We start from the raw sequence: 26,712 nt of genomic DNA, 5'->3' as shown, positions 1-26,712 counted from the left end.
AGGCTGCCCGCGCAAGCGCTTATCTTACAGCCTGAAACGCGACCTTAAGCTAACAGCGCGCACTGCGGCGGCAAGCGGCAGCTTAGCGCGCCGGGCATCACCTCAATCTCAAACTCGCGGCCGGAGAGCGGCTCGCCATCCAGATTAAAGGTCATCTCATTAGGGGAAACGATGCGCAGCGAGGTCAGCTTCGCGGTCACGATATTCGGGTTGTCATCGTTGCTGGTCAGCGAGTGCAGCAGGGTAGGCAGCAGCTCCTGCGCGGTGACGATGCTCACATCGAGCTGGCCGTCATTGATCAGTGCCGACGGACACAAGCGCTGCCCGCCGCCCGCCTGGCGTCCGTTGCCGACGCCGATCGCCAGCGCGTCGCCCTGCCACTGAAAACCGGGGCCGGAAATCTCGCAGCTGTCTGGCTTCAGCGTATCCATGCGCATCAGGCCGTGAATAAAATAGGAGACGCCGCCCAGCGCAGATTTTAACTTTTCCGGCGTTTCGGTGGTGATACGGGTGCCGAAACCGCCGGTCGCCATATTAATGAAATAGCGATCCTGATTAACCCGCGCCAGATCGATCACGTGGGCTTTGCCCTGAACCGCGAGGCGCAGCGCGGGCTCCATCTCGGCAGGAATGCCGACGCTGGTGGCGAAATCATTGGCGGTGCCCAGAGGAAGAATGCCGAGCACCGGCCGACGCGCGGCGTCAACGGCGGCCAGGGCGGTAGCGATCTCGTTAATGGTGCCGTCGCCGCCGCCAGCGACCACGGTCTCAGCGCCCAGCCGCAGCGCTTCTTCAACGTAGCGTTCGCCGTCGCCTTTCTCCCAGGTAACGCGCACGGCGACGTCGAAGCCTTCATCGCGCAGCGCGGTGACGGCCGCACGCAAATCTTCGTTGCCTGCGCCTTTGCCGTTAAGAATAAGTAGAGTAAGCGGTCGTTTTTCCATTTTCCGTTCCTTGAAAACCCACAAAGATTTCTGCTTATAGCATAGTCAGGCGGGAAAATTTACGGGAGAAAAGCGGAAAAAAGAAAACCCGCACGGGGGAGCCGGGCGGGTGAATGAGGTGGTTCCTGATACAACAGCTATTAGTTGTTACTCGTTCGCAGCAGGCGCGACTATAAAGGAGCGCGCCGCGGCGGTCTGTGATCCTGTTCTAACTTCATCGGTTTACTTGCGCGACGTGAGTAATTTGCTATGGGGATCGCGCGTGCTGCTGCCGTCGGTAAAATTGCGCAGCAGCAGACCAAAGGCGAGTTCGACGTCCGCGGGCACCGGCATCCAGACGCGATGGCCGTCGCCGGGCGCAACCTCAATGGCGCCGCCGCGCGCGTCCTGCAGCGCCTCCAGCGTGCAGTTCAGGTTGCCGTTCGGCGTCATAATCTCCAGGCTGTCGCCGAGCAGAAATTTATTCTTCACCGCGACTTCCGCCCAGTCGCCGCGCCGCTCGCCGGTAAATTCGCCGACGAACTGCTGACGCTCGGAGATCGAATAGCCCTGCGCATAGTTTTGATAGCTGTCGTGGGTATGGCGGCGCAAAAACCCCTCGGTATAGCCGCGATGCGCCAGACCTTCCAGCGTGGTCAGCAGCTCAGGATCGAAAGGTTTGCCGGCTGCGGCGTCGTCGATAGCGCGGCGGTAAACCTGCGCCGTCCGCGCACAGTAGTAGAACGATTTGGTGCGGCCTTCGATCTTCAGCGAATGGACGCCCATCTCGCTCAGGCGTTCAACGTGCGCCACAGCGCGCAGATCCTTAGAGTTCATGATGTAGGTGCCATGCTCATCTTCAAAGGCGCTCATCACTTCGCCCGGCTTCATCTTCTCTTCCAGCAGAAATACCTTATCGGTTGGCTGGCCAAGCCCCAGCGTCGGCGTCACCTCCTGCACCTCGACGATATTACCGACCTCGCCCTGTTTACCTTCCTCGACCTTATATTCCCAGCGGCAGGCATTGGTGCAGGTGCCCTGATTCGGGTCGCGCTTGTTCATATAGCCGGAGAGCAGGCAGCGGCCGGAGTAGGCCATGCAGAGCGCGCCGTGCACGAAAATCTCAATCTCCATCTCCGGCACCTGCTGGCGGATCTCCGCGATCTCCTCCAGCGACAGCTCGCGCGACAGGATCACGCGCGTCAGCCCCATCTGCTGCCAGAACTTCACCGTCGCCCAGTTGACCGCATTCGCCTGCACCGAAAGATGGATCGGCATCTGCGGAAAGGCCTCGCGCACCAGCATAATCAAACCGGGATCGGACATGATCAGCGCGTCCGGCTGCATCTCCACCACCGGCGTCAGGTCGCGAATAAAGGTCTTTAGCTTGGCGTTATGCGGCGCGATATTCACCACCACATAGAACTTCTTGCCCAGCGCGTGCGCTTCGGCAATGCCTTTGGCGAGGTTGTCATGGGTGAATTCGTTATTGCGCACGCGCAGGCTGTAGCGCGGCTGCCCGGCATAAACCGCGTCGGCCCCATAGGCGAAGGCGTAGCGCATATTCTTCAGCGTGCCCGCTGGAGAAAGCAGTTCTGGTTTCATGATGTTCTCACTGATGTCAGGTCAGCATGCCGCCTGGCGCGGCACGTGCCGCGGCCACAAGGTGAGCGGCCCGGCAAAAGGTGCAAAATTGTAGGCGGTGACGCGCGTCAGTCAGTTGATCTAGATCAACTGGCACAGATCCGCTTCCCAGCGATAGCCCATGCCGTAGACGGCGCGGATAAAGGGCTGGTCGGCGTCGAGATTCTCCAGCTTGCGCCGCAGATTTTTGATATGGCTGTCGATGGTGCGATCGGTCACGACGCGGTAGTCGTCGTAGAGATGATTGAGCAGCTGCTCGCGCGAAAAGACTTTGCCCGGCTCCAGCGCCAGGGTTTTCAGCAGGCGGAATTCGGCCGGAGTCAGCTCCAGCGGCTGTTCGCGCCAGCTCGCCTGGAAGCGGCCTTCGTCGATTTTCAGCAGCGACGCTTTGCCGGGCTCTTCTGGCGCGCGCTTCACGCGGCGCAGAATGGTTTTCACGCGCGCCACCACTTCGCGCGGGCTAAAGGGCTTACAGATGTAGTCATCCGCGCCGATCTCCAGGCCAAGCAGGCGATCGATCTCCTCGGTGCGCGCCGTCACCATAATGATCGGCAGCTCAGAGAAGCGGCGGATTTCGCGGCACAGCGAGAGGCCATCTTTGCCGGGCAGCATTAGATCCAGCAGCATCAAATCGGGCGGCGTCTGCTGGATGAAAGGCAGCACGTCGCTGCCGTGGGCGATATGGTGCGTGCGGTAGTTGGAAGCTTCAAGATAGTCGATCATCAGCTGCGCCAGCTTCGGCTCGTCTTCCACTACCAGAATCAGCGGGTCGGTTTTTTCGGCGGTCATCGTCAGTTACGGCTGGGGAACATAGCGCAATTGTAGCGCGATTTTCAGTCCACCTAAATCAGAGTGCTCCGCAGCGATATGGCCGCCGTGGGCGTCGACGATATTTTTGCAGATCGCCAGCCCCAGTCCGGAGCCGCCGCTGGCGCGATTGCGCGATCCTTCCGTGCGGAAAAAGCGCTCGAAGATCTTCGCCTGCTGCTGCGCGTCGACGCCTGGCGCGCTGTCGACAAAGCTCATCTGCCACCAGGGCGCCTCATAGGTGAGACGTACCTCGACCTGTCCCGGCGCGTCGGTATAGCGCAGGCTGTTCTCCAGCAGGTTGGTGAAGAGCTGCATCAGGCGATCGGGATCGCCGAAGAAAGGCGCTTCGTCCGGCATCTGCAGCGTCAGCGTCAGCCCGTGGCTGCGATAGCGCTCGTTGAAGCTGCCGGCGGCCACCTCCAAAAGCTGCACCAGATCGGTGGCCTGTTTGCGATAGGCGAGGGCGCCTTCGTCGGAGAGCGAAAGCTGGTGCAGATCGTCCACCAGCTTGCTGAGCACCCCGACTTCGCTCTGCAGCGAGGCGATCGCCTCTGGCGTCAGCTTGCGCACGCCGTCCTGCATCGCCTCTAGCTCGCCGCGCAGGATCGCCAGCGGCGTGCGCAGCTCGTGGGAGATATCGGCCATGAAGGCGCGACGCATGCTCTCGTTCTTTTCCAGCGAGCTGGCCAGGCGGTTAAAGTCCTGCGCCAGCTGGCCCAGTTCGTCGCGGCTGTCGACCTCGACGCGCGTGGCGAAATTGCCCGCCGCCAGATGATGGGTGCCCGCCACCAGCCGCTTGACCGGCGCCAGCAGGCCGCGCGACATCAGCCAGGTGACCAGCGCCGCCAGCAGCGTCGACAGGCCGACAATCAGCCAGCTGGTGCGCTTCTGCTGGTGATCGAAATTGATATCGGTGCTGCGCGTCAGCCGCTCCGGCGGCGAACCCACTACCCAGCCGACCACTTTACCGTTGCTGGTGGTGATATTACGGCGCGAGCCTTCCGGCGGCACCGGCGCGCGCGGCCCGACCAGCACCTTATATTGCTGGTCGATAATCCAGAACTGGGTGCGCCAGCCGTGGGGCGGCAGCTGGTTATTGCTGTCGGGATTCTGCTCCAGCGAGCGCAGCATGGTGAACACCAGCCGATCGTTATGCCGCAGGAAATCCCAGTTGCCGTGCTGTTCATACTGATCGGCCAGCGCATCGCCGAGCATGGCGAGCCGCTGCTCGTTGCCGCGCTTGATGTAGTCGACAAAGCCGTGCTCGAAGCTCAGACGCACGCCCCAGTGCATAGTGATCAGCACCAGCATGCAGGTGGAAAAAATCGCTAAAAAGAGTTTGGCGCTGATGCCCAGGCGCAACGGCAACTTCATGGTTTTCTCCGGCGTCGCAGATCGACATTTTGACTGGTGTCCTTCGGCACGCGCCAGAACACCAGCGCGGGCAGGGCGATAATCAGCGCCATGCAGGCGTAGGCGGTCATAAACAGACTGTGGGTATGGTCGCTGTTCGCCAGCGCATCCTGGCCGAACGCGCCCAGCAGCAGGCCGGCGATAGTGACGCCGACGCTCATCGACAGCTGCATAATCATCGACAGCAGACTGTTGCCGCTGGAGGCGAGCTCGTCCGGCAGATCCTTCAGCGTCAGGGTATTCATCGAGGAGAAGCGCAGCGCGTTCACCATGCCCTGCATCAGCAGCACCAGCGGCAGCAGCCACAGCCAGCCGAGCAGCGCCACCAGCGGAAAGAGCAGCACCACCACGGCGAGCGCCAGCGTAGTGCCGACCAGCGCGTTGCGGTAGCCGAACAGGTTAACGATACGCACCACCATGCGTTTGATGCCCATATTGCCGAGCACCATCGGGATCATCATCAGCCCGGCGTGAAACGGCGTAAAGCCCATACCGACCTGCAAAAATATCGGCGTCATAAAAGGCAGCATGCCGCTGCCGATACGGCCTAAAAAGCTGCCGAGCAGGCCAATTGAGTAGAGGCGGTTGTCGAACAGCTTCAGGCTGAACAGCGCATTGCCGTTGCCGCGCGCATGCATCAGATAATACAACAGCGAAAAGAGGCCAGTCAGGATCATCGCGCCGAGCAGCAGCGAGGAACCGCCGCTGCTGCGCTGGCCGTCGAGCGCCAGGGTCAGCGTCGCCATGCCGACGGCCAGCAGCAGAAAGCCAAGGAAATCGAAGCGCCGCGTCTGCATCGAGTAGTTCGGCATCAGCGTCAGGGTGGCGATAGCGCCGATAATGCCGACCGGGATATTGATCAGGAAGATCCAGTGCCAGCTCGCATACTCCACCAGCACGCCGCCCAGCGCCGGACCCACCAGCGGGCCGATCTGTCCCGGCAGGGTGACGAAGGTCATCGCTGACATATACTGCTCGCGCGGCACGATTTTCATCACGGTCAGGCGGCCGACCGGCACCATCATCGCGCCGCCGACGCCCTGCACCACGCGCGCCATCACCAGCTGATCGAGCGTCGAAGAGAAGGCGCAGAGCAGCGAGCCGATGCTGAACAGCACGATGGCGCTGAAGAAAATGTTGCGCACGCCGAAGCGATCCGCCAGCCAGCCGCTCATCGGCAGGGTAACCGCCACCGTCAGCAGATAGGAGACGATGACCGAATGCATATGCAGCGGGCTGACGCCCAGATCCTGCGCCATTGAGGGAAGGGCGGTGTTGACGATGGTGGTGTCCAGCGTCTGCATAAAGAAGCCGAAGGCGACAATCCATAGCTGCCAGCGAACCGTGGCGTTTTGGGCGTTCATTTCCTGTTCTCTCCTTAACTCTCCACCGGCTGGCCGATTTTACCGCGCTTGCGCCGCAGCTTGTCCATATAGAGATAGACCACCGGCGTGGTATAGAGCGTCAGCAGCTGGCTCATAATCAGCCCGCCGGCGATAGTGATGCCGAGCGGCTGGCGCAGCTCCGCGCCGTCGCCGCTGGTGATCACCAGCGGCAGCGCACCGAACAGCGCGGCGAGCGTGGTCATCAGAATCGGGCGAAAACGCAGCAGGCAGGCCTGAAAAATGGCGTCGCGCGCGCTCAGGTTACCGTTGCGCTGCGCCTCCAGCGCAAAATCCACCATCATAATGGCGTTCTTTTTCACGATGCCGATCAGCAGCAGGATGCCGATAAGGGCGATCAGGCTAAAAGGCGTATCGAACAGCGTCAGCGCCAGCAGCGCGCCGACGCCCGCTGAGGGTAGCGTCGAGAGAATGGTCAGCGGATGGACATAGCTCTCATACAATATGCCCAGCACGATATAGACGGCGGCGATGGCGGCGAGCATCAGCCAGAGCTGGCTGCTCTGCGACTGCTCAAACACCTGCGCGGTGCCGGCGAAGCTGCCGCGCACGCTGGAGGGCACGCCAATAGCCGTCATGGTGCGATCGATCGCCGCAGAGGCCTCCGACAGCGAAACGCCCTCCGGCAGGTTAAAGGAGATGGTCGAGGCGGCGGAGAGCCCCTCATGGTTAACCGACAACGGCGCGTTGGCGGGCTGCCAGCGGGCGAACCACGACAGGGGAATCGGTTTGCCGTCGCTGTTAATCACAAACATCTGATCCAGCGCGCTAATGTCCTGGGTGTAGCGCGGATCGACCTCCATCACCACCTTGTACTGATTCAACGGCTGATAGATGGTGGAGATCTGCCGCTGGCCGAAAGCGTTGTTCAGCAGGGCGTTTGCCTCAGAGACGTCGATGCCGAGGCGCGACATGCTTTCGCGATCGTAGATCAGCGCCATTTCGCTGCCTTTGTCCTGCTGATCGGAGTTGACGTCCGCCAGCTGCGGCAGCGCGGAGAAGGCCTGACGGATTTTCGGCTCCCATTCGCGCAGCGCGGCGAGATCGTCGGAGAGCAGCGAATATTGATAGCTGGCGTTAGATTCGCGGCCGCCGGCGCGCAGATCCTGCACCGCGTTGAGATAGAGGCTGGCGCCGGGCTCTTTCGCCAGCTTCGCGCGCAGCCGGGCGATCACCGCCTGGGCGTTTTCGCTGCGCTCGGAGAGCGGTTTCAGCGAGATAAACATCGAGCCGCTGTTGGTGCGCATGCCGCCGGTAAAGCCCACCACGCTCTCGACCGCCGGATCGGCCTTCACGATCACCATAAAATCCTGCAGCTTCTGGCGCATCGCCTGGAAGGAGATGCTCTGATCGGCGGAGATGAAGCCCGACAGGCGGCCGGTGTCCTGCTCCGGCATAAAAGTTTTCGGCACCTGAATAAACAGCCAGACGGTCAGGGCGACGGTGCCGAACAGCAGCAGCAGCACCCAGCGCGCATGGTTCAGCACCCAGCCCAGCGAGCGGCCATAGCCCTGCTGGATCGCCAGCAGCATCCGGCCTGCGCCGCGCCGACGCGGCTGGGCGCGCGGCGCATGCGGCTTCAGCAAATACGCGCACATCATCGGCGTCAGGGTGAGGGAAATCACCATCGAGATGGCGATCGCCACCGATAGCGTAATGGCGAATTCAGAGAAGAAGCGGCCTATCAGCCCGCCGGTCATCAGCAGCGGCAAAAAGACGGCGATCAGCGACAGGCTCATCGACAGCACGGTAAAGCCCACCTCGCGCACGCCGGTCAGCGCCGCCTGCAAGGGTTTCATGCCCGCCTCGACGTGGCGCGCGATATTCTCCAGCACCACGATGGCGTCATCCACCACGAAACCGGTGGCGATGGTCAGCGCCATCAGCGACAGATTATTCAGGCTGAAGCCGCACAGGTACATCGCGGCGAAGGTGCCGATCAGCGAGACCGGCACCGCGGCGGCGGGGATCAGCGTGGCGCGGCCGGAGCGCAGGAAAACGAACACCACCATAATCACCAGCACCACGGCGATGGTCAGCGACTGCTCGACCTCATGCAGCGAGGCGCGAATGGTAGGCGAGCGATCCTGCGCGATCTGCAGGTCGATGGCGGCGGGAATGGTCTGATGCAGCGTCGGCAGCTCGGCGCGAATGCGGTCGACGGTATCGATCACGTTCGCCTCCGGCGTTTTGCGCACCAGCAGCAGCACCGCGGGCTTGCCGTCCGCCATCCCGGCGTTGCGCACGTCCTGCACCGAGTCCTGCACGCTGGCGACGTCCGCCAGCTTCACCGCCGCGCCACTGCTGTAGTGCACCACCAGCGGCGCGTAGTCGCTGGCGGTTTTCAGCTCGTCGTTGGTGCGCAGCTGCCAGCGCTGCTGGCGATCCTCCACCGCGCCCTGCGGACGACGCTGGTTGGCGTTGGCGATCGCCTCGCGCACCGCGTCCAGCGAGACGCCCTGGTTAAACAGCGCCTGCGGATTCAGCGCGACGCGCACCGCAGGCAGCGAGCTGCCGCCGACCGTGACGTCGCCGACGCCTTCGATCTGCGACAGCTTCTGCGCCAGCTGGGTCGAGGCGTAGTCGTAGAGCTGGCCTGGATTATAGATATCCGAGGTCAGCGTCATGATCATAATCGGCGCGTCCGAGGGATTGACCTTGCGGTAGGTGGGGCGGCTCGGCATCCCGGTCGGCAGCAGGCTTTGCGCCGCGTTGATGGCCGCCTGCACGTCGCGCGCCGCGCCGTTGATGTCGCGGTCGAAATCGAGCACCAGAATAATGCGCGTGCTGCCAAGCGAGCTGGTGGAGGTCATTTCGCTGACGCCGGCGATGCGGCCCAGCGAACGCTCAAGCGGCGTCGCCACCGACGAAGCCATGATTTCCGGCGACGCGCCTGGCAGCGAGGCGGAAATCACTATCACCGGGAAGTCGACCTGCGGCAGCGGGGCGACCGGCAGCAGGCGAAAGCCGAGCACGCCCGCCAGCGCTATGGCGAGGGTCAGCAGCGTGGTCGCCACCGGGCGGTGGATAAACAGCGCGAAAAATCTCACTGCTCCGCCTCCCGGCCGCTAAGGCGGCGGCGCGCGGCCTGGCCGAGGCGATCGAACAGCAGATAGATCACCGGCGTAGTAAACAGCGTCAGCACCTGGCTCAGGATCAGGCCGCCCACCATGGCAATGCCGAGCGGGTGACGCAGCTCTGCGCCGACGCCGGTGCTGAGCATCAGCGGCAGCGCGCCCAGCAGCGCCGCCAGCGTGGTCATCAGGATCGGGCGAAAACGCAGCAGGCACGCCTGATAGATGGCGTCATAGGGCGTCATGCCCTGCTCGCGTTCGGCGGCCAGCGCGAAGTCGATCATCATGATGGCGTTTTTCTTCACGATGCCGATCAGCAGAATAATGCCGATGATGGCGACGATATCGAGTTCGCCGCCGCTCAGCATCAGCGCCAGCAGCGCGCCGACGCCAGCGGTCGGCAGCGTCGACAAAATCGTGATGGGATGGATAAAGCTCTCATAGAGCACGCCCAGCACGATATACATCGCCACGATGGCCGCCACGATCAGCCAGACGGTGCTGGTAAGCGCCGCCTCGAACGCCAGGGTGCTGCCCTGGAACTGGGTCATCAGTTCGGCGGGCATGCCGAGCCGCTCTTCCGCCGCGCTGACCGCTTTCACCGCGTCGCCCAGCGAATAGCCGTCGGCGACGTTAAAGGAGAAGGTCGCCGATGGGAACTGATCGAGATGATTGACGCTCAGCGCGCTGTGGCGCTGCTCAACTTTCGCGATGGCGCTGAGCGGCACGCTGCCGCCGTCGGTGCTGGTCAGCCGGATGCCTTCCAAACCCGCCAGGCCTGGCGTGGCGCGGTTGTCCTGCTCCAGCACCACGCGATACTGGTTCGCCTGAGTATAAATAGTGGAGATGAGGCGCTGGCCGAAGGCGTTATAGAGCGCGTTATCGACGTCCGCCATACTGATGCCGAGACGGCTGGCGCTGTCGCGATCGACATTGACGTACGCCTCTAGCCCCTGATCCTGCCAGTCGCTGCTGATGTCGCGCAGCTCAGGCGACTGGCGCAGCGCGTCCAGCAGTTTCGGCACCCAGGTGCCGAGCGACTCCAGCGAGCCGGACTGCAGCGTAAACTGATAGGGCGTGCGGCTCGCCTGGGTTTCAATCGTCAGATCCTGTACCGGCTGCAGCCACAGCGTGACGCCGGGAAGCTGGCTTATCTGCTGCTGCAGCCGCTGCTGCACCTGCGGGATCCGGTCATCGCGCTCGCTCAGCGGCTTCAGGTTGATCTGCAGACGCGCGCTGTTGAGCGCGGCGTTGGTGCCGTCGACGCCGACGAAAGAGGTCATGCTCTGCACCGCCGGATCTTTCATGATCAGCGAAGCGACATCGCGCGTGCGCTCCGCCATGCTGGCGTACGAGGCGCTCTGCGGCGCCTGCAGCGTGCCCTGGATAATGGAGTTATCCTGCTGCGGGAAAAAGCCTTTCGGAATCACTATCCACAGCAGCACGGTGAGCAGCAGCGTACCGAGCGCCACCGACAGCGTCAGCCAGGGATGCGCCAGCACTTTGCGCAGCCAGCCGCCATATCCGGCAATCACCCGCTCGAAAAAGGCTTCGCTGGCGCGCGAAAAGCGGTTTTGCTTGCGCAGCGACTCGGCGCTCAGCATGCGCGCACACATCATCGGCGTCAGCGTCAGCGAGACCACAGCGGAGATCAGGATCGCCACCGCCAGCGTGACGGCGAACTCACGGAACAGACGGCCGATCACGTCGCCCATAAACAGCAGCGGGATCAGCACCGCGATCAGCGAAAAGGTAAGGGAGATAATGGTAAAGCCGATTTCGCCCGCCCCCTTGAGCGCGGCGGTGAGCGGTTTTTCCCCTTTCTCCAGATAGCGGGTGATGTTTTCGATCACCACGATGGCGTCATCCACCACGAAGCCGGTGGCGATAGTCAGCGCCATCAGCGTCAGGTTATTGATAGAGAAGCCGAGGAAGTACATCGCGGCGAAGGTGCCGACCAGCGACAGCGGCACCGCGACGGCGGGAATAATCGTCGCCGGGACGTTGCGCAGGAACAGATAGATAATCATCACCACCAGGCCAATCGCCAGCATCAGCTCATGCTGGGTATCGGTGACCGAGGCGCGAATATTGGTGGTGCGGTCGGTCAGCAGCTGGACCTTCACCGACTTCGGCAGCGAGGCGGTGAGCGAGGGCAGCAGCGCGCGGATATTATCGGCGGTGGCGATAATGTTGGCGCCCGGCTGGCGCTGCACGTTGAGCACGATGGCGGCTTCGCGGTTCGCCCAGGCGCCAAGCCAGCGGTTTTCCGCGCCCTGTTCGATCGTGGCGACATCGCCGAGCCTGACCGGCGCGCCGTTTTTATAGCTGACGATCAGCTGACGGTAATCCTCCGCCGACTTCATCTGGTCGTTAGCGGAGAGAGTAATGGAACGCTCCGGGCCGTCGAGGCTGCCTTTCGCCGAGTTGACGTTGGCGCTGCTGATGGCGGTGCGCACCTCTTCGCTGGTCAGGCCGAGCGCCGCCAGCGCCTGAGCGTTCATCTGCACGCGCACTGCCGGTCGCTGACCGCCGGAGAGCGTCACCAGCCCGACGCCGGAAACCTGGGAGATTTTCTGCGCGACGCGCGTCTCCACCATATCCTGTACCTGGGTCAGCGGCATGCTGCTGGTGGTCACCGCCAGCGTCATGATCGGCGGATCGGCGGGATTGACCTTGCTGTAGACCGGCGGGTTAGGCAGATCGTTGGGCAACAGGCTGGTGGCGGCGTTAATGGCGGCCTGTACTTCCTGCTCGGCGACGTCGAGCGGCAGCGTCAGCTGGAACTGCAGGGTGATCACCGACGCGCCGCCGGAGCTTTGCGACGCCATCTGTTTCAGCCCTGACATCTGGCCGAACTGGCGCTCAAGCGGCGCGGTAATCGCGGAGGTGGTCACGTCCGGGCTGGCGCCGGGATAGAGCGTCACCACCTGGATGGTGGGATAATCCACCTCCGGCAGCGCCGAAACCGGCAGAAAACGGTAGCCAAGAACGCCCGCCAGCAGAATAGCGATCATCAACAGCGTGGTAGCGACCGGACGTAAAATAAACTGACGCGACGGCCCGCCGCTGGCGTCAGGAGGCGTAACCTGCATTACTCGCTCGCTCCTTTGGCCGGTTGCGCCGCGCGGCTGCTTTTCAGCGCGGTGCTCTGCGGCGCGACGACTTCCACCTGCGCCCCTTCCGTCAGGCGATCCAGCCCGTCGGTGACCACGCGTTCGCCTGCGCTCAGGCCGGCGTTAATCACCACCTGATGGCTGTCCTGTAGCCCGGCGGTGACGCTTTTCTTACTCACTTTATTGTCGCTGTTCACTACCCAGACAAAGTGGCCTTCATTGCCCATCTGCAGCGCGGCGGCTGGAATAACGATCGCATCCTGCAGGGTATTGACCTTCAGCCGCGCGTTAACGAACTGGTTGGGAAAGAGCTTGTCATCCTGATTGTCGAAGCGCGCCTTCATTTTGATGGTGCCGGTGGTGGCGTCGATCTGGTTGTCGATGCTGAGCAGCGTGCCCTGGGTCAGCAGCGTCTGGTTGCTGCGATCCCAGGCTTCCACCACCAGCGGCTGGCCGCTCTTTTGCGCCTGCATGATGTCGGGCAGATAATTTTCAGCCAGGCTGAACAGCACGTCGATGGGGTGGGTCTGGGTGATCACCACCAGACCGTTGGTGTCGCCGCTGGTGATGTAGTTGCCGACGTCCACCTGCTTCAGGCCGACGCGGCCCTCAATCGGCGACGTAATGCGGCTGTAGGTCAGGTTGAGCTGAGCGCTGGCGACGCTGCCTTCATCCGCTTTAATGGTGCCTTGGGTTTCGCTCACCAGCGAACGCTGGGTATCGAGCTCCTGCTGCGACACCAGCGAGGTTTTCGCCAGTTTTTCATAGCGCGCCAGATCGCGGCGGGCATTCGCCAGCGTCGCCTGATCCTTCGCCAGCTGACCCTGCGCCTGGGTTAACGCTACCTGATAAGGGCGGGGATCGATCTCCGCCAGCAGCTGGCCCGCTTTAACCTGCTGTCCTTCCTGAAAGTGGATCGCCATCAGCTCGCCGTCGACCCGGCTGCGCACCGTCACGGTGCTGGCGGCGGTCACGGTGCCGAGCCCGCTGAGAAAGTGCGGCACGCTCTGGCTGACGGCGGCGGCGGCCTGTACCGGCGCCGGCGGAGCGCCCGCGCCGCCTTTGCCGCGATGCGGTCGGGTCGACGCCTGAGGATCGGCATCAGGCTGCGCCGGATGGTGCCACCAGTAGTAGCCGCCTGCGGCGGCGGCCAGCACGAACAGCGTCAGCAGGCTCTTTTTCAACAAGGAAGGTCGGTTCATCTTATCGGTTGCTCTCCAGCAGTAGCGAAATCCCCAAAACGCAGGCTGAAACGCGGCAGCCTGCAAATAGCAGAGTGTAGACCCGCAACGCGGGCAGAAGTTGAAGGAATTAAGGATATCTGTCAGTCCGACGTAAGTATCCCTTTCAGAACAAACTTATCGAGGAATTACGCATAAAGCGCGCTTTTCGCTTTTGCTATGCTCTTTGTCTGGGCATTTCTTACACAAGGAGAAGAGGATGAGTCAGGTTGAAACCCGCCAGCTCGGCGATACCGGCATTCAGGTGCCGCTGTTAACCTTTGGCGGTAACGTTTTCGGCTGGACCCTGGATGAGACGAAGTCGTTTTCATTGCTTGATGCGCTGGTGGAAAAAGGGCTGTGGTTTATCGATACTGCCGACGTCTATTCGCGCTGGGCGCCGGGCAATAAAGGCGGCGAATCGGAAACCATTATCGGCAACTGGCTGAAAAAAAGCGGCAAACGCGACCGCATCGTGCTGGCGACCAAGGTCGGCATGGAACTCTCGCCGGAGAAAACCGGCCTGAAGCCGCAGTATATCCGTCAGGCGGTAGAGGATTCGCTGCGTCGTCTGCAAACCGACTATATCGATCTCTATCAGGCGCATCGCGACGATAGCGATACGCCGCTGGCGGAAACCCTGGCGGCGTTCGATTCGCTGATAAAAGAGGGCAAAGTGCGCGCCATCGGCGCCTCGAACTACAGCGCGCCCCGCCTGCAGGAGGCGCTGAAGATTAGCGAAGAGCAGGGCCTGGCGCGCTACGCCACCCTGCAGCCTGAATATAATCTTTACGATCGCGAAGGCTACGAGTCGGCGCTGGAGGCGGTGGCGACGCAGCACGGGCTGGGCGTGATTAACTACTATTCGCTGGCCAGCGGCTTTCTGAGCGGCAAATACCGCAGCGCGGCGGATGCTGGCAAAAGCGCGCGTGGGCAGGGCGTGGTCGAGAAATATCTTAACCCGCGCGGCCTGGCTATTCTGGCGGCGCTGGACGACATCAGCCAGACGCACGGCGTGACGCCGACCCAGGTCGCGCTGGCGTGGCAGATTGCGCGGCCGAGCATTACCGCGCCGATCGTCAGCGCCACCTCGCTCGCCCAGCTTGACGATCTGATCGGCGCGACGCAGCTGCGTCTGACGTCCGAGGAGAGTGAAAAACTGGCGCAGGCCAGCCGCTAATCTCGCCAGACGGGGCGCTAGCGCCTCGTCATTATTTTGCGTGCCAAATAATGCGTTAATCACGGCCGCGATTCCGTTCAGCGATCCCCTTCACACTTGTTTGAAAAAACTGTCTCTTTGCTTATTCGTGCGCACATTTTTACAAAAGTTGAACTTTTTGCAGCACTATTCTCTGCGTGGAATTAACCCTTATTCAGATAAGAAGAACGATTATGAACAGAAAAAAAGCAGTGCAACGCTTCCCGCTGCGCCGTGTGGCGGCCGGCTCCCTGATGTTTGCCATGCTGAGCGCGTCTGCTGTGGCCGCAGATGCCTTTAGCTATGACTCGCCTTATATGTTCGGCGACTGGGGCGGCACGCGAACGCAACTGGAAAATGACGGCGTTAAATTTGACGTCAATTACACCATGGAAAGCGCATCGAACCTCGGCGGCGGCGCCGATACCAACACCTCAATGCGCTACAGCGATCAGTGGGCGTTCGGCGCCAATCTCGATCTGGAAAAGCTGCTCGGCTGGCAGGATACGCAGTTCCAGGCCACCATCACCAACCGTGACGGCCGCAATATTTCCGATCAGGTAGCCGACCGTCGTACCGGCATGCTCTCTTCGGTGCAGGAAGTGTATGGCCGCGGCCAGACCTGGCGTCTGACCCAGTTCTGGCTGAGCAAGGGGCTGTTTGACGACGTCGTCAACCTGAAAGCGGGTCGCGTTACCGTCGGCGAAGACTTCGACAACTTCGACAGCAAGTTCCAGAACCTGGCGTTCGGCAGCGGCCAGGCGGGCAACTGGCGCGGCGACCGCTGGTTTAACTGGCCGGTGTCGCAGTGGGGCGGCCGCGTGAAGCTCAACATCACGCCGGAAGTTTTCTTCCAGGTCGGTTTCTATAACCAGAACCGCGCCAACTACGATCGCGGCGATGGTTTCCGCCTCGACACCAGCAACTCCGAGGGTAACCTGGTGCCGGTGGAACTGGGCTGGAAGCCGACGCTGGGTCCGGACAAGCTGCCGGGTAACTACCGCATCGGCTACTACTATTCGTCCGCCAACGGCGACGTTTACGGCAGCTGGCGCGATGGCGCCTATCAGGATAAAGATCACGCCTACGGCGGCTATGTGCTGTTGCAGCAGCAGCTGACCGCGCAGGGCGGCGACGCCAGCCGCGGCATCGGCGTATCGGTCCAGGCGGTGATGAACGATCACAAAACCTCGAAGACCGACAACTATCAGTCGATCGCCTTTACCTGGGCGGGCCCGTTCGACGCCCGTCCTGAAGATGAGATCGGCATTGCCGCGGCGCGCATTCACGTTAACAGCGATTACACCCGCGCGCAGCGTCAGCAAAACGCCGCCAACGGCGAAACGGACTTCGACAGCCCGACTTATCTGCCGATTCAGGATGGTTCAGAATATAACTACGAGCTTTACTACAACGTGAAGCTGGCGAAATGGCTGCAGGTGCGTCCGAACCTGCAGTATATCGTCGCGCCGGGCGCGGTGAGCGAAGTGAAGGATGCCTTTGTCGGCGGCATCAGCGCCAATATCAACTTCTGATAGCGCAGCGAGCGGCTGCCATGGGCCGCTTGATGCTGCTATTAAGGCGCTTACGCGGGAGGCAGGATCCGATCGCAAAGTCGCTCAAGGCTTCCCTGCGCGCTCGGCCCGCGACATCCCTGTCGCGGGACGCTTTGCTCTTCGGACCCTGCCTCCCGCGTATTAAACTTCTCAGCTGCCTGAAAGCGCTACCCAGACAGATTCGTTAGCGAAACATCACCTCTGCCCAGCGTGCCAGACCGGCCGTCACCGAGCCGAAATCATCGCCGCTGGCGATCGGCGTTTCCGGCAGCGCCTGCTGTAGCGCGGCGCGCAGCACCGGCGAACGCGCGCTGCCGCCCGTCAGATAGATCACTTCCGGTTTCACGTCGCAGCTGGCGAGCGCCAGATGCACCTGCTCCAGAATACGCTCCAGCGGCTGATTGATCGCCTCCTGCAGCAGGGTGTCGCTGATGGCGGCGTGCATCTGCGGCGCGATAAAGTCCAGGCTGGCGTCGAAAGCGGCGCGATCGGAAAGGGCGATCTTGCTCTCCTCCGCCGCGCGCACCAGACGATAGCCGAGCTTCTGCTGCCAGACCTTCAGCAGATGCGCCACCTGCGCGCTCTGTTCCGCGTCGCGCACCAGATCGCGCAGCAGCTTGCCGCAGGCGGCGGAGTAAAATTCGCTCTGCGCCGGCACGTCGTTTATCGCCACCGCGTTCCACCACGGCAGCGCGGGCAGGGCGGTGCCTTTTTGCGTCCTGCCGCCCAGGCCGAGCAGCGGCATCAGGGTCTTAAACGCCAGCATAATATCGAGATCGTTGCCGCCGACGCGGCAGCCGCTGTGGCCAAGCAGGCTCGCGCGGCGGTCCGACAGCTTGCGCCACTCCGGCCCCATCAGCAGCATCGAACAGTCGGTGGTGCCGCCGCCGATATCCACTACCAGCACGCGCGTCTCTCTCTCCAACGTCGCTTCGAAATCGAGTCCCGCCGCGACCGGCTCGAACTGAAACTCCACGTCGCGGAAACCGGCGCGCTGCGCGGCGCGCAGCAGAATGCCCTGCGCCTGTGCGTTAGCGTCGTCGCCGCCGAGCCCCTGGAAGTTAATGGGGCGGCCGATAACCGCCTGATCGATCGCGGCGTCGAGCTGCGCTTCGCCCTGTTCGCGGATATGGCGCATCATGGCGCAGACCAGATCTTCAAACAGCGCGATCTGCTGCGGTTTCAGGCCGCTGGCACCGAGAAAGGATTTAGGGGATTTCACGAACCAGGTTTCTTCCGGGTCCGCCATATAGTGCTGCAGCGCGTTCAGGCCGAACTGCACGCTGGCGGCCGACACCTCGATGTCCTCTTCGCGGTTATGGCGCAGCGCGCGCTGCAGCAGCGCGGTGGTTTCCGCATCGGGAGTCGGAACCTGATGATGGCGATAGAGCCATTCGCTCACCGCTTCGCGCGTCGGTGCGGCAATCATCGACGGCAGCAGGCGCTGACCCTTCTCCAGCGTCAGCAGGCGCGGCGAACCCTCTTCGCACACGGCAATGGAACAGTTCGCCGTACCGTAATCGAAACCAATGAACATCTGATGCCCCTCCCGGAAAAAAGGGGGCGACTTTAGCGCAGCTGAGCGGGGCTGGCAAGCGGCTCAGCGCGCCGGCGGCGCGTATACCATAAGCTGCCCGCGGCCGGCTTTTTTGGCGTTATAACAGGCGATGTCCGCCTGCGTCAGCACCTCCGCGCCGATGCCGTTGTCGGCGGCAATCTGCGTCAGTCCGGCGCTGGCGCCAACCTGATAAGTGCCGCCTTGCCAGCTAAAGGCGTAGCTATTGACCGCCGTGACGATGCGCTGCACTATCTCGCACCCCTGCGATAGCGCGCATTCCGGCATCAGAAGGGCGAACTCGTCGCCGCCGAGGCGCGCCAGAAAATCGGCGCCGCGCAGATGGCGCTGCATCAGATCGGCGAGTTCGCGCAGCAGCGCGTCGCCCGCCGCGTGTCCGGCGCTGTCGTTGACCGCTTTAAACTTGTCGAGATCGATAAACGCCAGCACATGCTGATGCCCGCGCGTCACCGCGTCGGCCAGCAGACGCTGCAGCTGACGCTCGAAGCTGGCGCGATTCGGCAGCCGGGTCAGCGTGTCATGCAGCGCGCTGTAGCTCAGGCGCTGCATTATCCGGCGCGACTCGCTGACGTCCTGAATAACCATGACCGCGCCGATCTCTTCACCTTGCAGCGTGCGCAGCGGCGTAATGCTGTAGTGGATCTCCACAACGCCGCCGTCGGCAGCGTGCAGCACCAGTTCGTCATCCAGATCGGGCGTGACTTTCTCCGTCGGCAGACGGCGGAGCCGCTGGTTTTCCACCGGCGCGCCGTGAACGCCCTGGGTGATATGCAGCAGCTCGCTTAGCGGGATGCCCGCCGCTTCTTCCTGTCGCCAGCCGCTCATTTTTTCCGCCACCGGATTCATAAAGGTCACGCGCATGTCGCTGTCGGTGCTAATAACCGCTTCGCCGATAGAGTCGAGCGTAATCGCCATGCGCTCTTTTTCCTGAAACAGCGCGTCGGTCAGGTTGCGCAGGTGGGTCACGTCCTGACAGATGCCCAGCATGCGTTCGATACGGCCGTCCTGGTTAAAGAAGCGGCGCGCCTGGGTGCGCAGGGTGCGCACGCCGTCGGCGCGCTGGATGCGGTACTCGATATCGAAAACGTCGACCTTTTCCGATGGCTGCAGCGCGCGGTCGAGCCGCTCGCGATCCGCCGGATGCACCTGACTGCGCCACAGCTCGCGGCTGGGCGGCTGGTGCGCGGGCAGGCCGAACAGCCGGTACATATAGCGGTCCCACATCATCTCGTTACGCGTCAGATTCCATTCATAAACGCCGATTTCGCCCGCTTCGTTCGCCAGCGTAATGCGCTCCATCAGATGGCGGTTCACCTGCTCGCTCTGCTTCAGCTCCGAGATGTCGATAATCTGCGAAATAAAGTAGAGCGGCTGGTGCGCGCCGTCGCGTACCAGCGATACCGTCAGGCGCGCCCAGACGATTTCGCCGCTTTTGCGGAAGTAGCGTTTTTCGATGGTATAGGCGTCAATCTCGCCGCGCAGCAGCCGGTCGGCATGCTGCAGATCGTTTTCCAGATCGTCGGGATGGGTGATCTGCTGGAAGGTGAGCTTTTTCAGCTCGGCGTCAGGGAAGCCCAGCGTCAGGCAGAGAGAGTGATTAACCTGCAGCCAGCCTCCCTGCGGCGACACCAGCGCCATGCCGATGGCGGAATATTCCATCGCGTGGCGAAACCGGGTTTCGCTTTCGCTGATGTGGTGCTTTTCGCGCCGGAAAGCGTCCATCACCAGCGCCATCACGTGGCTCGGGATCAGCGCCAGCAGAAAGGGCAGCCAGCTGGCGATTTGACCCGGCACCTCGCCGCGCGTCTCGACCGTCGCGAGGCCCAGCGCCAGGATCAGCGAGATCGCGCAGGCATTCAGCAGAAACAACAGAAACGCGTCGCGCTTCGGCAGCCGCACGGCACACCAGAAAAGCAGCACCACGATAAAGGTGAATGGCCAGGGCATAAAACGCAGCGCCAGCCAGCTCGCGCCCGTCGTCAGCAGCAGGGTAAAAAGGAACTCCGCCAGGCGGCGCAGGCTAACCGCGGCGGGCCGCAGCGGCCAGGGCAACAGCAGCAGCACCGGACCGAGCGCCAGCATGCCGATGACTTCAGAAATCACCCAGGTCGAGAGAAAAGAAAAGCTGCCGTTGCCGCTGATATTCAGCATCCACAGCGCCAGCAGGCCGCCCAGCAGCGGAGTAAGCATGCCGACCGAGAACACGAAGCGTAGCCAGTCGTGCAGCGAGTTCAGCGGCGCCTCGCGCTTTAGCAGCGCGCGCAGCAGCGCGCCGCCCACCATCGCCTGCAGCACGTTGAGCAGCGTAAATTTCAGATTGGCTAAATCGATCCCGAGGATCAGCGCGTTCGCGAGCGCGGTGCCCGCCGCGCAGCCTAACAGCAGCAGCGGCGCATGGCGGGAAGGAGAGCGAAAGGCGACGATGGTCATCAGCGCGGTCGCAAACCAGACAGGCGAAATGCGGCCGCTGAATACGATCAGCTCGAGGCAAAAAAGCGTCAGCAGAAAAGCGAGCGCGGCCAGAATCAGCGCGCTCAGCAGGCGATTTCGCGGTTTGTCCGGCGAGGACAATAGTTCAACACTCATTCACTAACCCGGCAGCGCGCACGGCGTCTGGATGACGAAAAATGCGCCAGTCATACTCTTTCGGGCATGCTAGCACATCGACGCCGCCATAGGTCTGTTAAATCAAATTAGTGCGTTATTCAACGAATTGACTGGCTCTGTTGCGGCGCAACAGAGCACAGCGCGGCTACTGGCGGAAGAGATCGGCGCGGGTGAAGGGTTTTTCCAGTCCAGCCAGATCGGCAGAGAAACGTTCGAGAAACTGTTGCGTGGTGGCGATGCGTCCGTGGCCCATCAGCAGCAGCGGCACTAAAAAGGCCGCGCCGACCTGCGGCCAGCTAAAGCCCTTCAGCGCGGTACGGCGCTGGCTGAGCAGAAACGCGGAGCTGAGGGTAAAGCCCAGCAGCAGCCCGGTCGCCACTTCGCTGGCGGAGTGCGCATGGATCACCAGCCGCGAGAAGCCCACCATCAGCGGAATCAGATAGCCGACGCCGATGGCGAGCAGCCGCAGCGGGTTCGGCCAGCGGCCGGAGACCAGCCACAGCATCACCGGCCAGAGCGTCGCCGACATCGCGCTGTGCCCGCTGAAGCCGGTAAAGTTGAAACGGGCGCTGCCGATGCCGAAGCCAAGAAACAGAATTTTCGACAAGCTCACCAGCAGGCCGGCAAGGCCAAAGGCGAGCAGCCAGTACCAGACCGTGCGGCGGTTATCGCTCTTCCACGGCAGGATCAGGGCGATAATTACCGCAGTCGGGATCAGCAGCATGCTGTCGCCGAAATAGGTCAGTGTTCTCCAGTGCATAAGCTTCCTTTATTGTGGGCCGGCAGTCGTATTCCCGCGCCATCGCCGGGGCGGAACGCGCTTCCGTCGCCTGATGCGCCAGCCGCATAAGTAAAAACAGATCTGTCAGATAGTTTATCGGGTAATGGTTTCGGTTTGAAAAGGGGAAATTCTGAAATGGCGCGAGCGGCTTTTCTCTGGCGTCAAAAGAATGAAATCCCTATACTTAGCGCCTACTAAACCCTCTCCATTCCGTCCTGCGTCAAAACGCCTAATCCGCGTACAGCGCAGGCTCCAGTATCAGGTCTTAAAAAAAGTATGACTGACAAGTCTCATCAGTGCGTGATTGTGGGCATTGCCGGTGCCTCCGCATCCGGAAAAAGTTTAATCGCCAGCACGCTCTATCGTGAAATTCGTGATCAGGTTGGTGACGAGCATATCGGGGTCATCCCGGAAGATGCTTATTACAAGGACCAGAGCCACCTCACCATGGAAGAGAGGGTAAAAACCAACTACGACCATCCCAGCGCGATGGATCACGATCTGCTGCTGCAGCATCTGCAGGCGCTAAAAGCGGGCCAGGCTATCGATCTGCCGGTCTACAGCTACGTCGAGCATACGCGCACCCGCGACAGCATTCACCTGAAGCCGAAGAAGGTGATTATTCTGGAGGGGATTCTGCTGCTTACCGACGCGCGCCTGCGTCAGGAGATGAACTTCTCGATTTTCGTCGATACGCCGCTCGACATCTGCCTGATGCGCCGCATGAAGCGTGACGTGAACGAGCGCGGCCGCTCGATGGATTCGGTGATGAGCCAGTATCAGAAAACCGTGCGTCCGATGTTCCTGCAGTTTATCGAACCTTCTAAGCAGTACGCCGACATTATCGTGCCGCGCGGCGGGAAAAACCGTATCGCCATTGATATTCTTAAGTCCAGGATCAATCAGTTTTTCGAATAGACGCGTCGGGTCTGACGCGCGGCGAGCCGCCTGCCACGCGAGTTTCAGGCGGTTCGCTACACTTATATCATGGAGACAGGTGAATGAGATTATGTGACCGCGATATTGAAGCCTGGCTGGATGACGGCCGGCTAGCTATCGATCCGCGTCCGCCGGTCGAGCGTATTAACGGCGCGACCGTGGACGTGCGCCTGGGCAACCAGTTCCGGACGTTCCGTGGCCACACGGCGGCCTTTATTGATTTAAGCGGTCCGAAAGATGAGGTCAGCGCGGCGCTGGACCGGGTCATGAGCGATGAGATCGTGCTGCCGGAAGGCGAGGCCTTTTTCCTGCATCCCGGCGAACTGGCGCTGGCGGTGACCTTCGAGTCGGTCACCATTCCAGACGATCTGGTAGGCTGGCTGGACGGCCGCTCTTCGCTGGCGCGGCTCGGGCTGATGGTGCACGTCACCGCGCACCGCATCGATCCCGGCTGGCAGGGCCGCATCGTGCTGGAGTTCTATAATTCCGGTAAGCTGCCGCTGGCGCTGCGTCCTGGCATGCTGATCGGCGCGCTGAGCTTCGAGCCGCTTTCCGGTCCGGCGGCGCGTCCTTACAACCGTCGTGAAGACGCCAAATATCGCGGACAGCAGGGTGCTGTCGCCAGTCGTATCGACAAAGATTAAACCGCGAACATGGGGATGTGATGAAAAGAGTGATAACCACGCTGGCCATTTTACTGGTGGTCATCGTTGCAGGCATGACCGCGCTGGTGCTGCTGGTCAATCCAAACGATTTTCGATCCTACATGGTGAAACAGGTCGAGCAACGCAGTGGTTATCGGCTGGAGGTGAGCGGCGATCTGCGCTGGCACGTCTGGCCTAAGCTCAGCATTCTGGCGGGACGTATGAGCCTGACCGCCCCCGGCGCGTCGCAGCCGCTGGTCACGGCGGAAAATATGCGTCTCGACGTTAATCTCTGGCCGCTGCTGTCGCATCAGCTCAGCGTCAGCCAGGTGATGCTGAGCAACGCCGTGGTGCGCGCCACGCCGGAAAGCGCGCCGCAGCAGCCGCAAAACGCCCCGGTCGCGCCCGGCCGCAGCGAAGCCGACGCGCCCGCCAGCGGCTGGTCGTTCGATATCAGCCAGCTGCGCGTCGCCGATAGTCTGCTGATCTGGCGTCAGCCGGGCGGCGACGAGTACAACTTCCGTAATCTTAATCTCAACCTCAATCAGGACGCGCGCCATCTGGCGAATATCGAGCTCAGCACCAGCCTGACGCGCAATCAGCGCAACGCGGTGCTGTCGCTGAAAGGCCAGCTCGACGCGTCGCAGTATCCGCATCGCCTGAGCGGCAAAATCGACGAGCTTAACTATGCGCTGAGCGGCGCCAATATGCCGCCGCAGGGCATTAAAGGCACGCTGAGCGCGCAGGGCAGCTGGCGCGCAGAGACGCAGCAGTTCGCGCTGACGCAGATGCAGCTGAGCGCCAACGACAGCGCGCTGTCGGGCGAGGCGACCGGTTCGCTGATGCCGCAGCAGCTTGCGCTTCAGCTGCACGCCACGCAGCTGAACCTCGATAACCTGATGGCGAATGCGCCTCAGGCGAGCGAGAGCGGAACGCAGCACGCCACGGTGGCGCGCGCGCCGGTCATTGCCGCGCCGCGCGAGCAAAACAATCTCGACTCGCCGCTTAACGATATGAATCTGGCGGTGAATTTAAAAGCGGACAGCGCGGTGTGGCGCGGTTTGTCGCTGCAGAACTTTGCGCTGGACGTTACCAGTCAGCAGGGGCTGATCGCGCTGCGCGCGCTGAGCGGCAAGCTGGGCGACGGCGACTTTTCCGTGCCGGGCACCGTCGATATTCGTCAGCCGGAAACCCGCGTCGCGCTGCAGCCGGTGCTGAACCACGTCGCGATTCAGCCGCTGCTTGCCGCCTTCGACATGCCGCAGACCGTTCAGGGCGCCGTCTCGCTTAAGGGCGACCTGAGCGGCGAGGGCCTGTCGCTGGAGGCGGCCAAACGTCGCTGGCGCGGCGAAGCGCAGCTGAACGCCAGCGACGTTAAGCTGGCGCAGCTTAACCTGCAGCAGATGGTGCGTCGCGCGGTGGCGCGCGCCAGCGATCGGGTCAGCAGCGACGAGGGCGCCGACCAGGGAATCCGCCAGCTTAGCGGCACGCTGGCGCTGAACAATGGCGTATTGCATCTGGCGAATCTGCAAGGCGAGGGCGATCGGCTCAAGCTGCAGGGCGGCGGCGAGGTCAATATGCCGACGCAGCAGCTGGATGTCACCTTCGGCCTGACGCTCACCGGCTGGAAAGGCGACGACAAGGTCGTCGCGCTGCTGTCGCAGCAGGCGATTCCGCTGCGCATGTACGGCAGCTGGAATAAAGTGCAGTACTCGCTGCCGGTCGATCAGCTGTTGCGCCAGCAGCTGCAGAGCGAGGCGAAGTCGCGTCTGAATGAGTGGCTGGAGCGCCAGCCGAAAAACAGCGACAACGATAGCCTGCGCAAGCTGCTGCGGCCGTAAATCACACTTCGTAATCGGGATCCTGCGGCTGTTGCAGGATCTCCACCTTCTGCACGCGATGATTCTCCACCTGCAGGGTGCGCAGCTGATAGCTGCCGACCTGCAACGTCTCACCCTCTTCGGGAATATGCTGCAGGCTGTCCATCAGCAGACCCGCCAGCGTGTGGTAGCTGCGTCGCTCATCCAGCGGCAGCCTGACGTAAAGCGCTAAATCCTCCAGCGGAATATTGCCGTTAACGATCCAGTGGCCTTCGCCCTGCGTCTGCACGTCGTAGCGGGCGTCGATCTCCTCGCCCTCAAGGGGCAAGTTGCCGGCAATGGTTTCCATCAAATCGCTCAGCGTCACCACGCCCTCCACCGAGCCGAATTCATCTACCACAAAGGCAAAATGGGTGCGCGCCTGGCGGAACTGCTCCAGCGCCTGCAGCAGCGTCAGCCGCTCGGGAAACACCAGCGGCTGACGAACCAGCGCGCGCAAATCCAGCGACTGATGATGCAGCGACTGATGTAGCAGGTCGATGGTGTGCACCACGCCCAGCAGCTCGTTGCTCTGGTCGGTGATCAGTAGACGCGTATGCTGATTGCGGTCGAGCCGCGCCATAATCTCAGCCGGGTCGTCATCCAGATTGATATGTTCGATATCGTGACGCGAGGTCATGATGCTGTTGACGTGGCGCTGGGCGAAGTTGAGCACGCGGGCGATCATCACCCGCTCCTGCCGGTTAAACAGCGCGTGGCGATCGCTGTCGGCGATCAGCATCGCGCTTTGCGGGTCCAGCTCGGCGTGGTCCGCTTCGCCGCGCAGCAGCCTTAGCACGGTTTCCGCAGTGCGCTGACGCAGCGGGCGGCCGGCCGACAGCGCGCGGCGGCGGTTGCGCTGCGCCAGCTGGTTAAACGCCTCAATCACGATTGAGAAGCCGATTGCCGCATAAAGGTAGCCTTTGGGAATGACGAAGCCGAGTCCTTCCGCCACCAGGCTAAAGCCGATCATCAGCAGAAAGCTCAGACAGAGGATAACGATAGTAGGGTGGCGGTTGACGAAGCGCGTCAGCGGTTTGCTGGCCAGTAGCATCAGCAGAATCGCGATGGTAACGGCGGTCATCATCACCGGCAGCTGATTCACCATGCCGACGGCGGTGATCACCGCGTCCAGCGAGAAAATGGCGTCCAGCACCACGATTTGCGCCACCACTGGCCAGAATTTAGCGCCGCGCTTTTGTTGATTATCGTCGTGATCCTGACCTTCCAGCCGGGTATTCAGCTCGGTGGTTGCCTTAAATAGCAGAAAGAGGCCGCCAAGTAACAGCAGCAGATCGCGTGCGCTAAAGGGATGGCCGCGTAGCGTAAACAGCGGCTGCGTCAGGGTAACCAGCCAGGAAAGCGACGCCAGCAGCAGCAAACGACAGAGCAACGCCAGCAGTAAACCAATAACGCGCGCCCGGTCGCGATCTTTGCCGGGCAGCTTTTCCACCAGAATGGCGATGAAGACCAGGTTATCGATCCCCAGCACCAGTTCAAGAACGATTAGCGTAATTAACCCCGCCCATAGCGAGGGATCCGCAAACACCTCCAACATGCCTTAGCCGCCTGAATATATCGAAGTCAGTAAAGTCTGAGGATAGTGGAGCAGAGGGCAGGGCACAACAGGCCGTCGCGCACGATGTTTAGCGCGTCCACAGGGAATAATGAAAGGATAGCGTCTGATTTCTTTCAGCACCGAGCCAGAATTAGGTAAAGGATAAGATGGCGACCCGATGAATTATTGATGAATCGATTTTGAATCCATCATGGCGGCGGGAGAATTTATTAGCGTGGCGAATATGGTAATAATCTGATTTTTGCGCGGGGTATTGCACTTTCATTTTTGCCGGATGGCGGGCCTCAATACTAATGGCTGGTAGTCTTTTTCCTAAAATAGTCAGGGGACGGCGGGGCCTACTTGTAAAGAAGCCAGTAATAACTAGTAT

Annotated in this window: 17 protein-coding genes; 5 read left to right on the top strand and 12 right to left on the bottom strand. The window is 61.7% G+C overall.

Features of this window, described 5'->3' with window-relative positions; genetic code table 11:
- Positions 1-44 precede the first annotated feature (44 nt).
- From yegS to JS46_RS09960, 8 genes are all read right to left on the bottom strand, one after another.
- Positions 45-944 carry a lipid kinase YegS gene (gene yegS / locus JS46_RS09995; protein ID WP_033750248.1) on the bottom strand — a complete coding sequence of 300 codons (900 nt, stop codon included), beginning with the start codon at positions 942-944 and terminating at the stop codon, positions 45-47.
- Between the two features lie 222 nt (positions 945-1,166).
- Positions 1,167-2,531, bottom strand: coding sequence for a tRNA 5-hydroxyuridine modification protein YegQ (gene yegQ / locus JS46_RS09990; RefSeq protein ID WP_033750245.1), 1,365 nt, complete (start codon positions 2,529-2,531; stop codon positions 1,167-1,169).
- Between the two features lie 117 nt (positions 2,532-2,648).
- On the bottom strand, positions 2,649-3,356 hold the full coding sequence (baeR, locus tag JS46_RS09985; protein WP_033750242.1) for a two-component system response regulator BaeR: 708 nt from the start codon (positions 3,354-3,356) through the stop codon (positions 2,649-2,651).
- A 6-nt stretch (positions 3,357-3,362) separates the two neighbouring features.
- On the bottom strand, positions 3,363-4,751 hold the full coding sequence (baeS, locus tag JS46_RS09980; protein ID WP_033750239.1) for a two-component system sensor histidine kinase BaeS: 1,389 nt from the start codon (positions 4,749-4,751) through the stop codon (positions 3,363-3,365).
- Complete coding sequence (gene mdtD / locus JS46_RS09975; protein WP_033750236.1) at positions 4,748-6,154, bottom strand: multidrug transporter subunit MdtD; 1,407 nt, start codon at positions 6,152-6,154, stop codon at positions 4,748-4,750. The genes baeS and mdtD overlap by 4 nt, the downstream gene beginning before the upstream one ends.
- Positions 6,155-6,168: 14 nt before the next feature.
- A complete protein-coding gene (gene mdtC, locus JS46_RS09970; RefSeq protein ID WP_033750233.1) occupies positions 6,169-9,243 on the bottom strand; it encodes a multidrug efflux RND transporter permease subunit MdtC in 3,075 nt (1,024 codons plus the stop codon).
- A complete protein-coding gene (locus tag JS46_RS09965; protein WP_033750230.1) occupies positions 9,240-12,362 on the bottom strand; it encodes an MdtB/MuxB family multidrug efflux RND transporter permease subunit in 3,123 nt (1,040 codons plus the stop codon). Before JS46_RS09965 ends, mdtC begins: the two co-directional genes overlap by 4 nt.
- Positions 12,362-13,585, bottom strand: coding sequence for an MdtA/MuxA family multidrug efflux RND transporter periplasmic adaptor subunit (locus JS46_RS09960; protein ID WP_033750227.1), 1,224 nt, complete (start codon positions 13,583-13,585; stop codon positions 12,362-12,364). Before JS46_RS09960 ends, JS46_RS09965 begins: the two co-directional genes overlap by 1 nt.
- 238 nt (positions 13,586-13,823) lie before the next feature.
- On the opposite strand from JS46_RS09960, the gene JS46_RS09955 reads away from it, so the two are divergent.
- The gene (locus JS46_RS09955) at positions 13,824-14,783 is read left to right on the top strand and encodes an aldo/keto reductase (RefSeq protein ID WP_033750224.1); all 960 of its coding nucleotides are present in this window, start codon (positions 13,824-13,826) and stop codon (positions 14,781-14,783) included.
- Positions 14,784-14,995: 212 nt separating this feature from the next.
- A complete protein-coding gene (locus tag JS46_RS09950) occupies positions 14,996-16,336 on the top strand; it encodes a carbohydrate porin (protein ID WP_033750222.1) in 1,341 nt (446 codons plus the stop codon).
- Between the two features lie 205 nt (positions 16,337-16,541).
- On the opposite strand, the gene yegD is transcribed toward JS46_RS09950, so the two are convergent.
- From yegD to JS46_RS09935, 3 genes are all read right to left on the bottom strand, one after another.
- Positions 16,542-17,894 (bottom strand): molecular chaperone, encoded by a 1,353-nt coding sequence (gene yegD, locus JS46_RS09945; RefSeq protein ID WP_033750218.1) that lies wholly within the window; start codon positions 17,892-17,894, stop codon positions 16,542-16,544.
- Positions 17,895-17,957: 63 nt separating this feature from the next.
- Positions 17,958-20,519, bottom strand: a complete 2,562-nt coding sequence (locus JS46_RS09940; RefSeq protein WP_081876055.1) for a diguanylate cyclase — start codon at positions 20,517-20,519, stop codon at positions 17,958-17,960.
- Between the two features lie 166 nt (positions 20,520-20,685).
- Positions 20,686-21,300: a phosphatase PAP2 family protein gene (locus JS46_RS09935; RefSeq protein ID WP_033750215.1), complete on the bottom strand. Its 615-nt coding sequence runs from the start codon at positions 21,298-21,300 to the stop codon at positions 20,686-20,688.
- Between the two features lie 297 nt (positions 21,301-21,597).
- Between JS46_RS09935 and udk the strand changes: the two genes are divergently transcribed.
- The 3 genes from udk to asmA all read left to right on the top strand — a co-directional run bounded on the left by udk (position 21,598) and on the right by asmA (position 24,745).
- On the top strand, positions 21,598-22,239 hold the full coding sequence (gene udk / locus JS46_RS09930) for a uridine kinase (protein WP_033750212.1): 642 nt from the start codon (positions 21,598-21,600) through the stop codon (positions 22,237-22,239).
- A gap of 83 nt (positions 22,240-22,322) precedes the next feature.
- Positions 22,323-22,904, top strand: a complete 582-nt coding sequence (gene dcd / locus JS46_RS09925) for a dCTP deaminase (protein ID WP_033750209.1) — start codon at positions 22,323-22,325, stop codon at positions 22,902-22,904.
- 20 nt (positions 22,905-22,924) lie between these two features.
- Positions 22,925-24,745 (top strand): outer membrane assembly protein AsmA, encoded by a 1,821-nt coding sequence (asmA, locus tag JS46_RS09920; protein ID WP_033750206.1) that lies wholly within the window; start codon positions 22,925-22,927, stop codon positions 24,743-24,745.
- Between the two features lies 1 nt (position 24,746).
- On the opposite strand, the gene JS46_RS09915 is transcribed toward asmA, so the two are convergent.
- Entirely contained in the window at positions 24,747-26,321 is a 1,575-nt protein-coding gene (locus tag JS46_RS09915; RefSeq protein WP_033750203.1) for a TerC family protein, read from the bottom strand.
- Positions 26,322-26,712: the final 391 nt, after the last annotated feature.

This window comes from Pantoea sp. NGS-ED-1003 (assembly GCF_000738765.1).
In the GTDB taxonomy this organism is placed as follows: domain Bacteria; phylum Pseudomonadota; class Gammaproteobacteria; order Enterobacterales; family Enterobacteriaceae; genus Pantoea; species Pantoea septica.
Note: the sequence above shows the minus strand (reverse complement) of the source record. Positions and strands in the feature narration are given on the sequence as shown.

Coding starts and splice junctions, on each gene's coding strand:
- asmA (WP_033750206.1), top strand. CDS start 22,925: ATGAAAAGAGTGATAACCACGCTGGCCATTTTACTGGTGGTCATCGTT.
- JS46_RS09965 (WP_033750230.1), bottom strand. CDS start 12,362: ATGCAGGTTACGCCTCCTGACGCCAGCGGCGGGCCGTCGCGTCAGTTT.
- dcd (WP_033750209.1), top strand. CDS start 22,323: ATGAGATTATGTGACCGCGATATTGAAGCCTGGCTGGATGACGGCCGG.
- yegS (WP_033750248.1), bottom strand. CDS start 944: ATGGAAAAACGACCGCTTACTCTACTTATTCTTAACGGCAAAGGCGCA.
- yegD (WP_033750218.1), bottom strand. CDS start 17,894: ATGTTCATTGGTTTCGATTACGGTACGGCGAACTGTTCCATTGCCGTG.
- baeS (WP_033750239.1), bottom strand. CDS start 4,751: ATGAAGTTGCCGTTGCGCCTGGGCATCAGCGCCAAACTCTTTTTAGCG.
- JS46_RS09915 (WP_033750203.1), bottom strand. CDS start 26,321: ATGTTGGAGGTGTTTGCGGATCCCTCGCTATGGGCGGGGTTAATTACG.
- baeR (WP_033750242.1), bottom strand. CDS start 3,356: ATGACCGCCGAAAAAACCGACCCGCTGATTCTGGTAGTGGAAGACGAG.
- mdtD (WP_033750236.1), bottom strand. CDS start 6,154: ATGAACGCCCAAAACGCCACGGTTCGCTGGCAGCTATGGATTGTCGCC.
- udk (WP_033750212.1), top strand. CDS start 21,598: ATGACTGACAAGTCTCATCAGTGCGTGATTGTGGGCATTGCCGGTGCC.
- JS46_RS09950 (WP_033750222.1), top strand. CDS start 14,996: ATGAACAGAAAAAAAGCAGTGCAACGCTTCCCGCTGCGCCGTGTGGCG.
- JS46_RS09960 (WP_033750227.1), bottom strand. CDS start 13,585: ATGAACCGACCTTCCTTGTTGAAAAAGAGCCTGCTGACGCTGTTCGTG.
- JS46_RS09935 (WP_033750215.1), bottom strand. CDS start 21,300: ATGCACTGGAGAACACTGACCTATTTCGGCGACAGCATGCTGCTGATC.
- JS46_RS09955 (WP_033750224.1), top strand. CDS start 13,824: ATGAGTCAGGTTGAAACCCGCCAGCTCGGCGATACCGGCATTCAGGTG.
- JS46_RS09940 (WP_081876055.1), bottom strand. CDS start 20,519: ATGAGTGTTGAACTATTGTCCTCGCCGGACAAACCGCGAAATCGCCTG.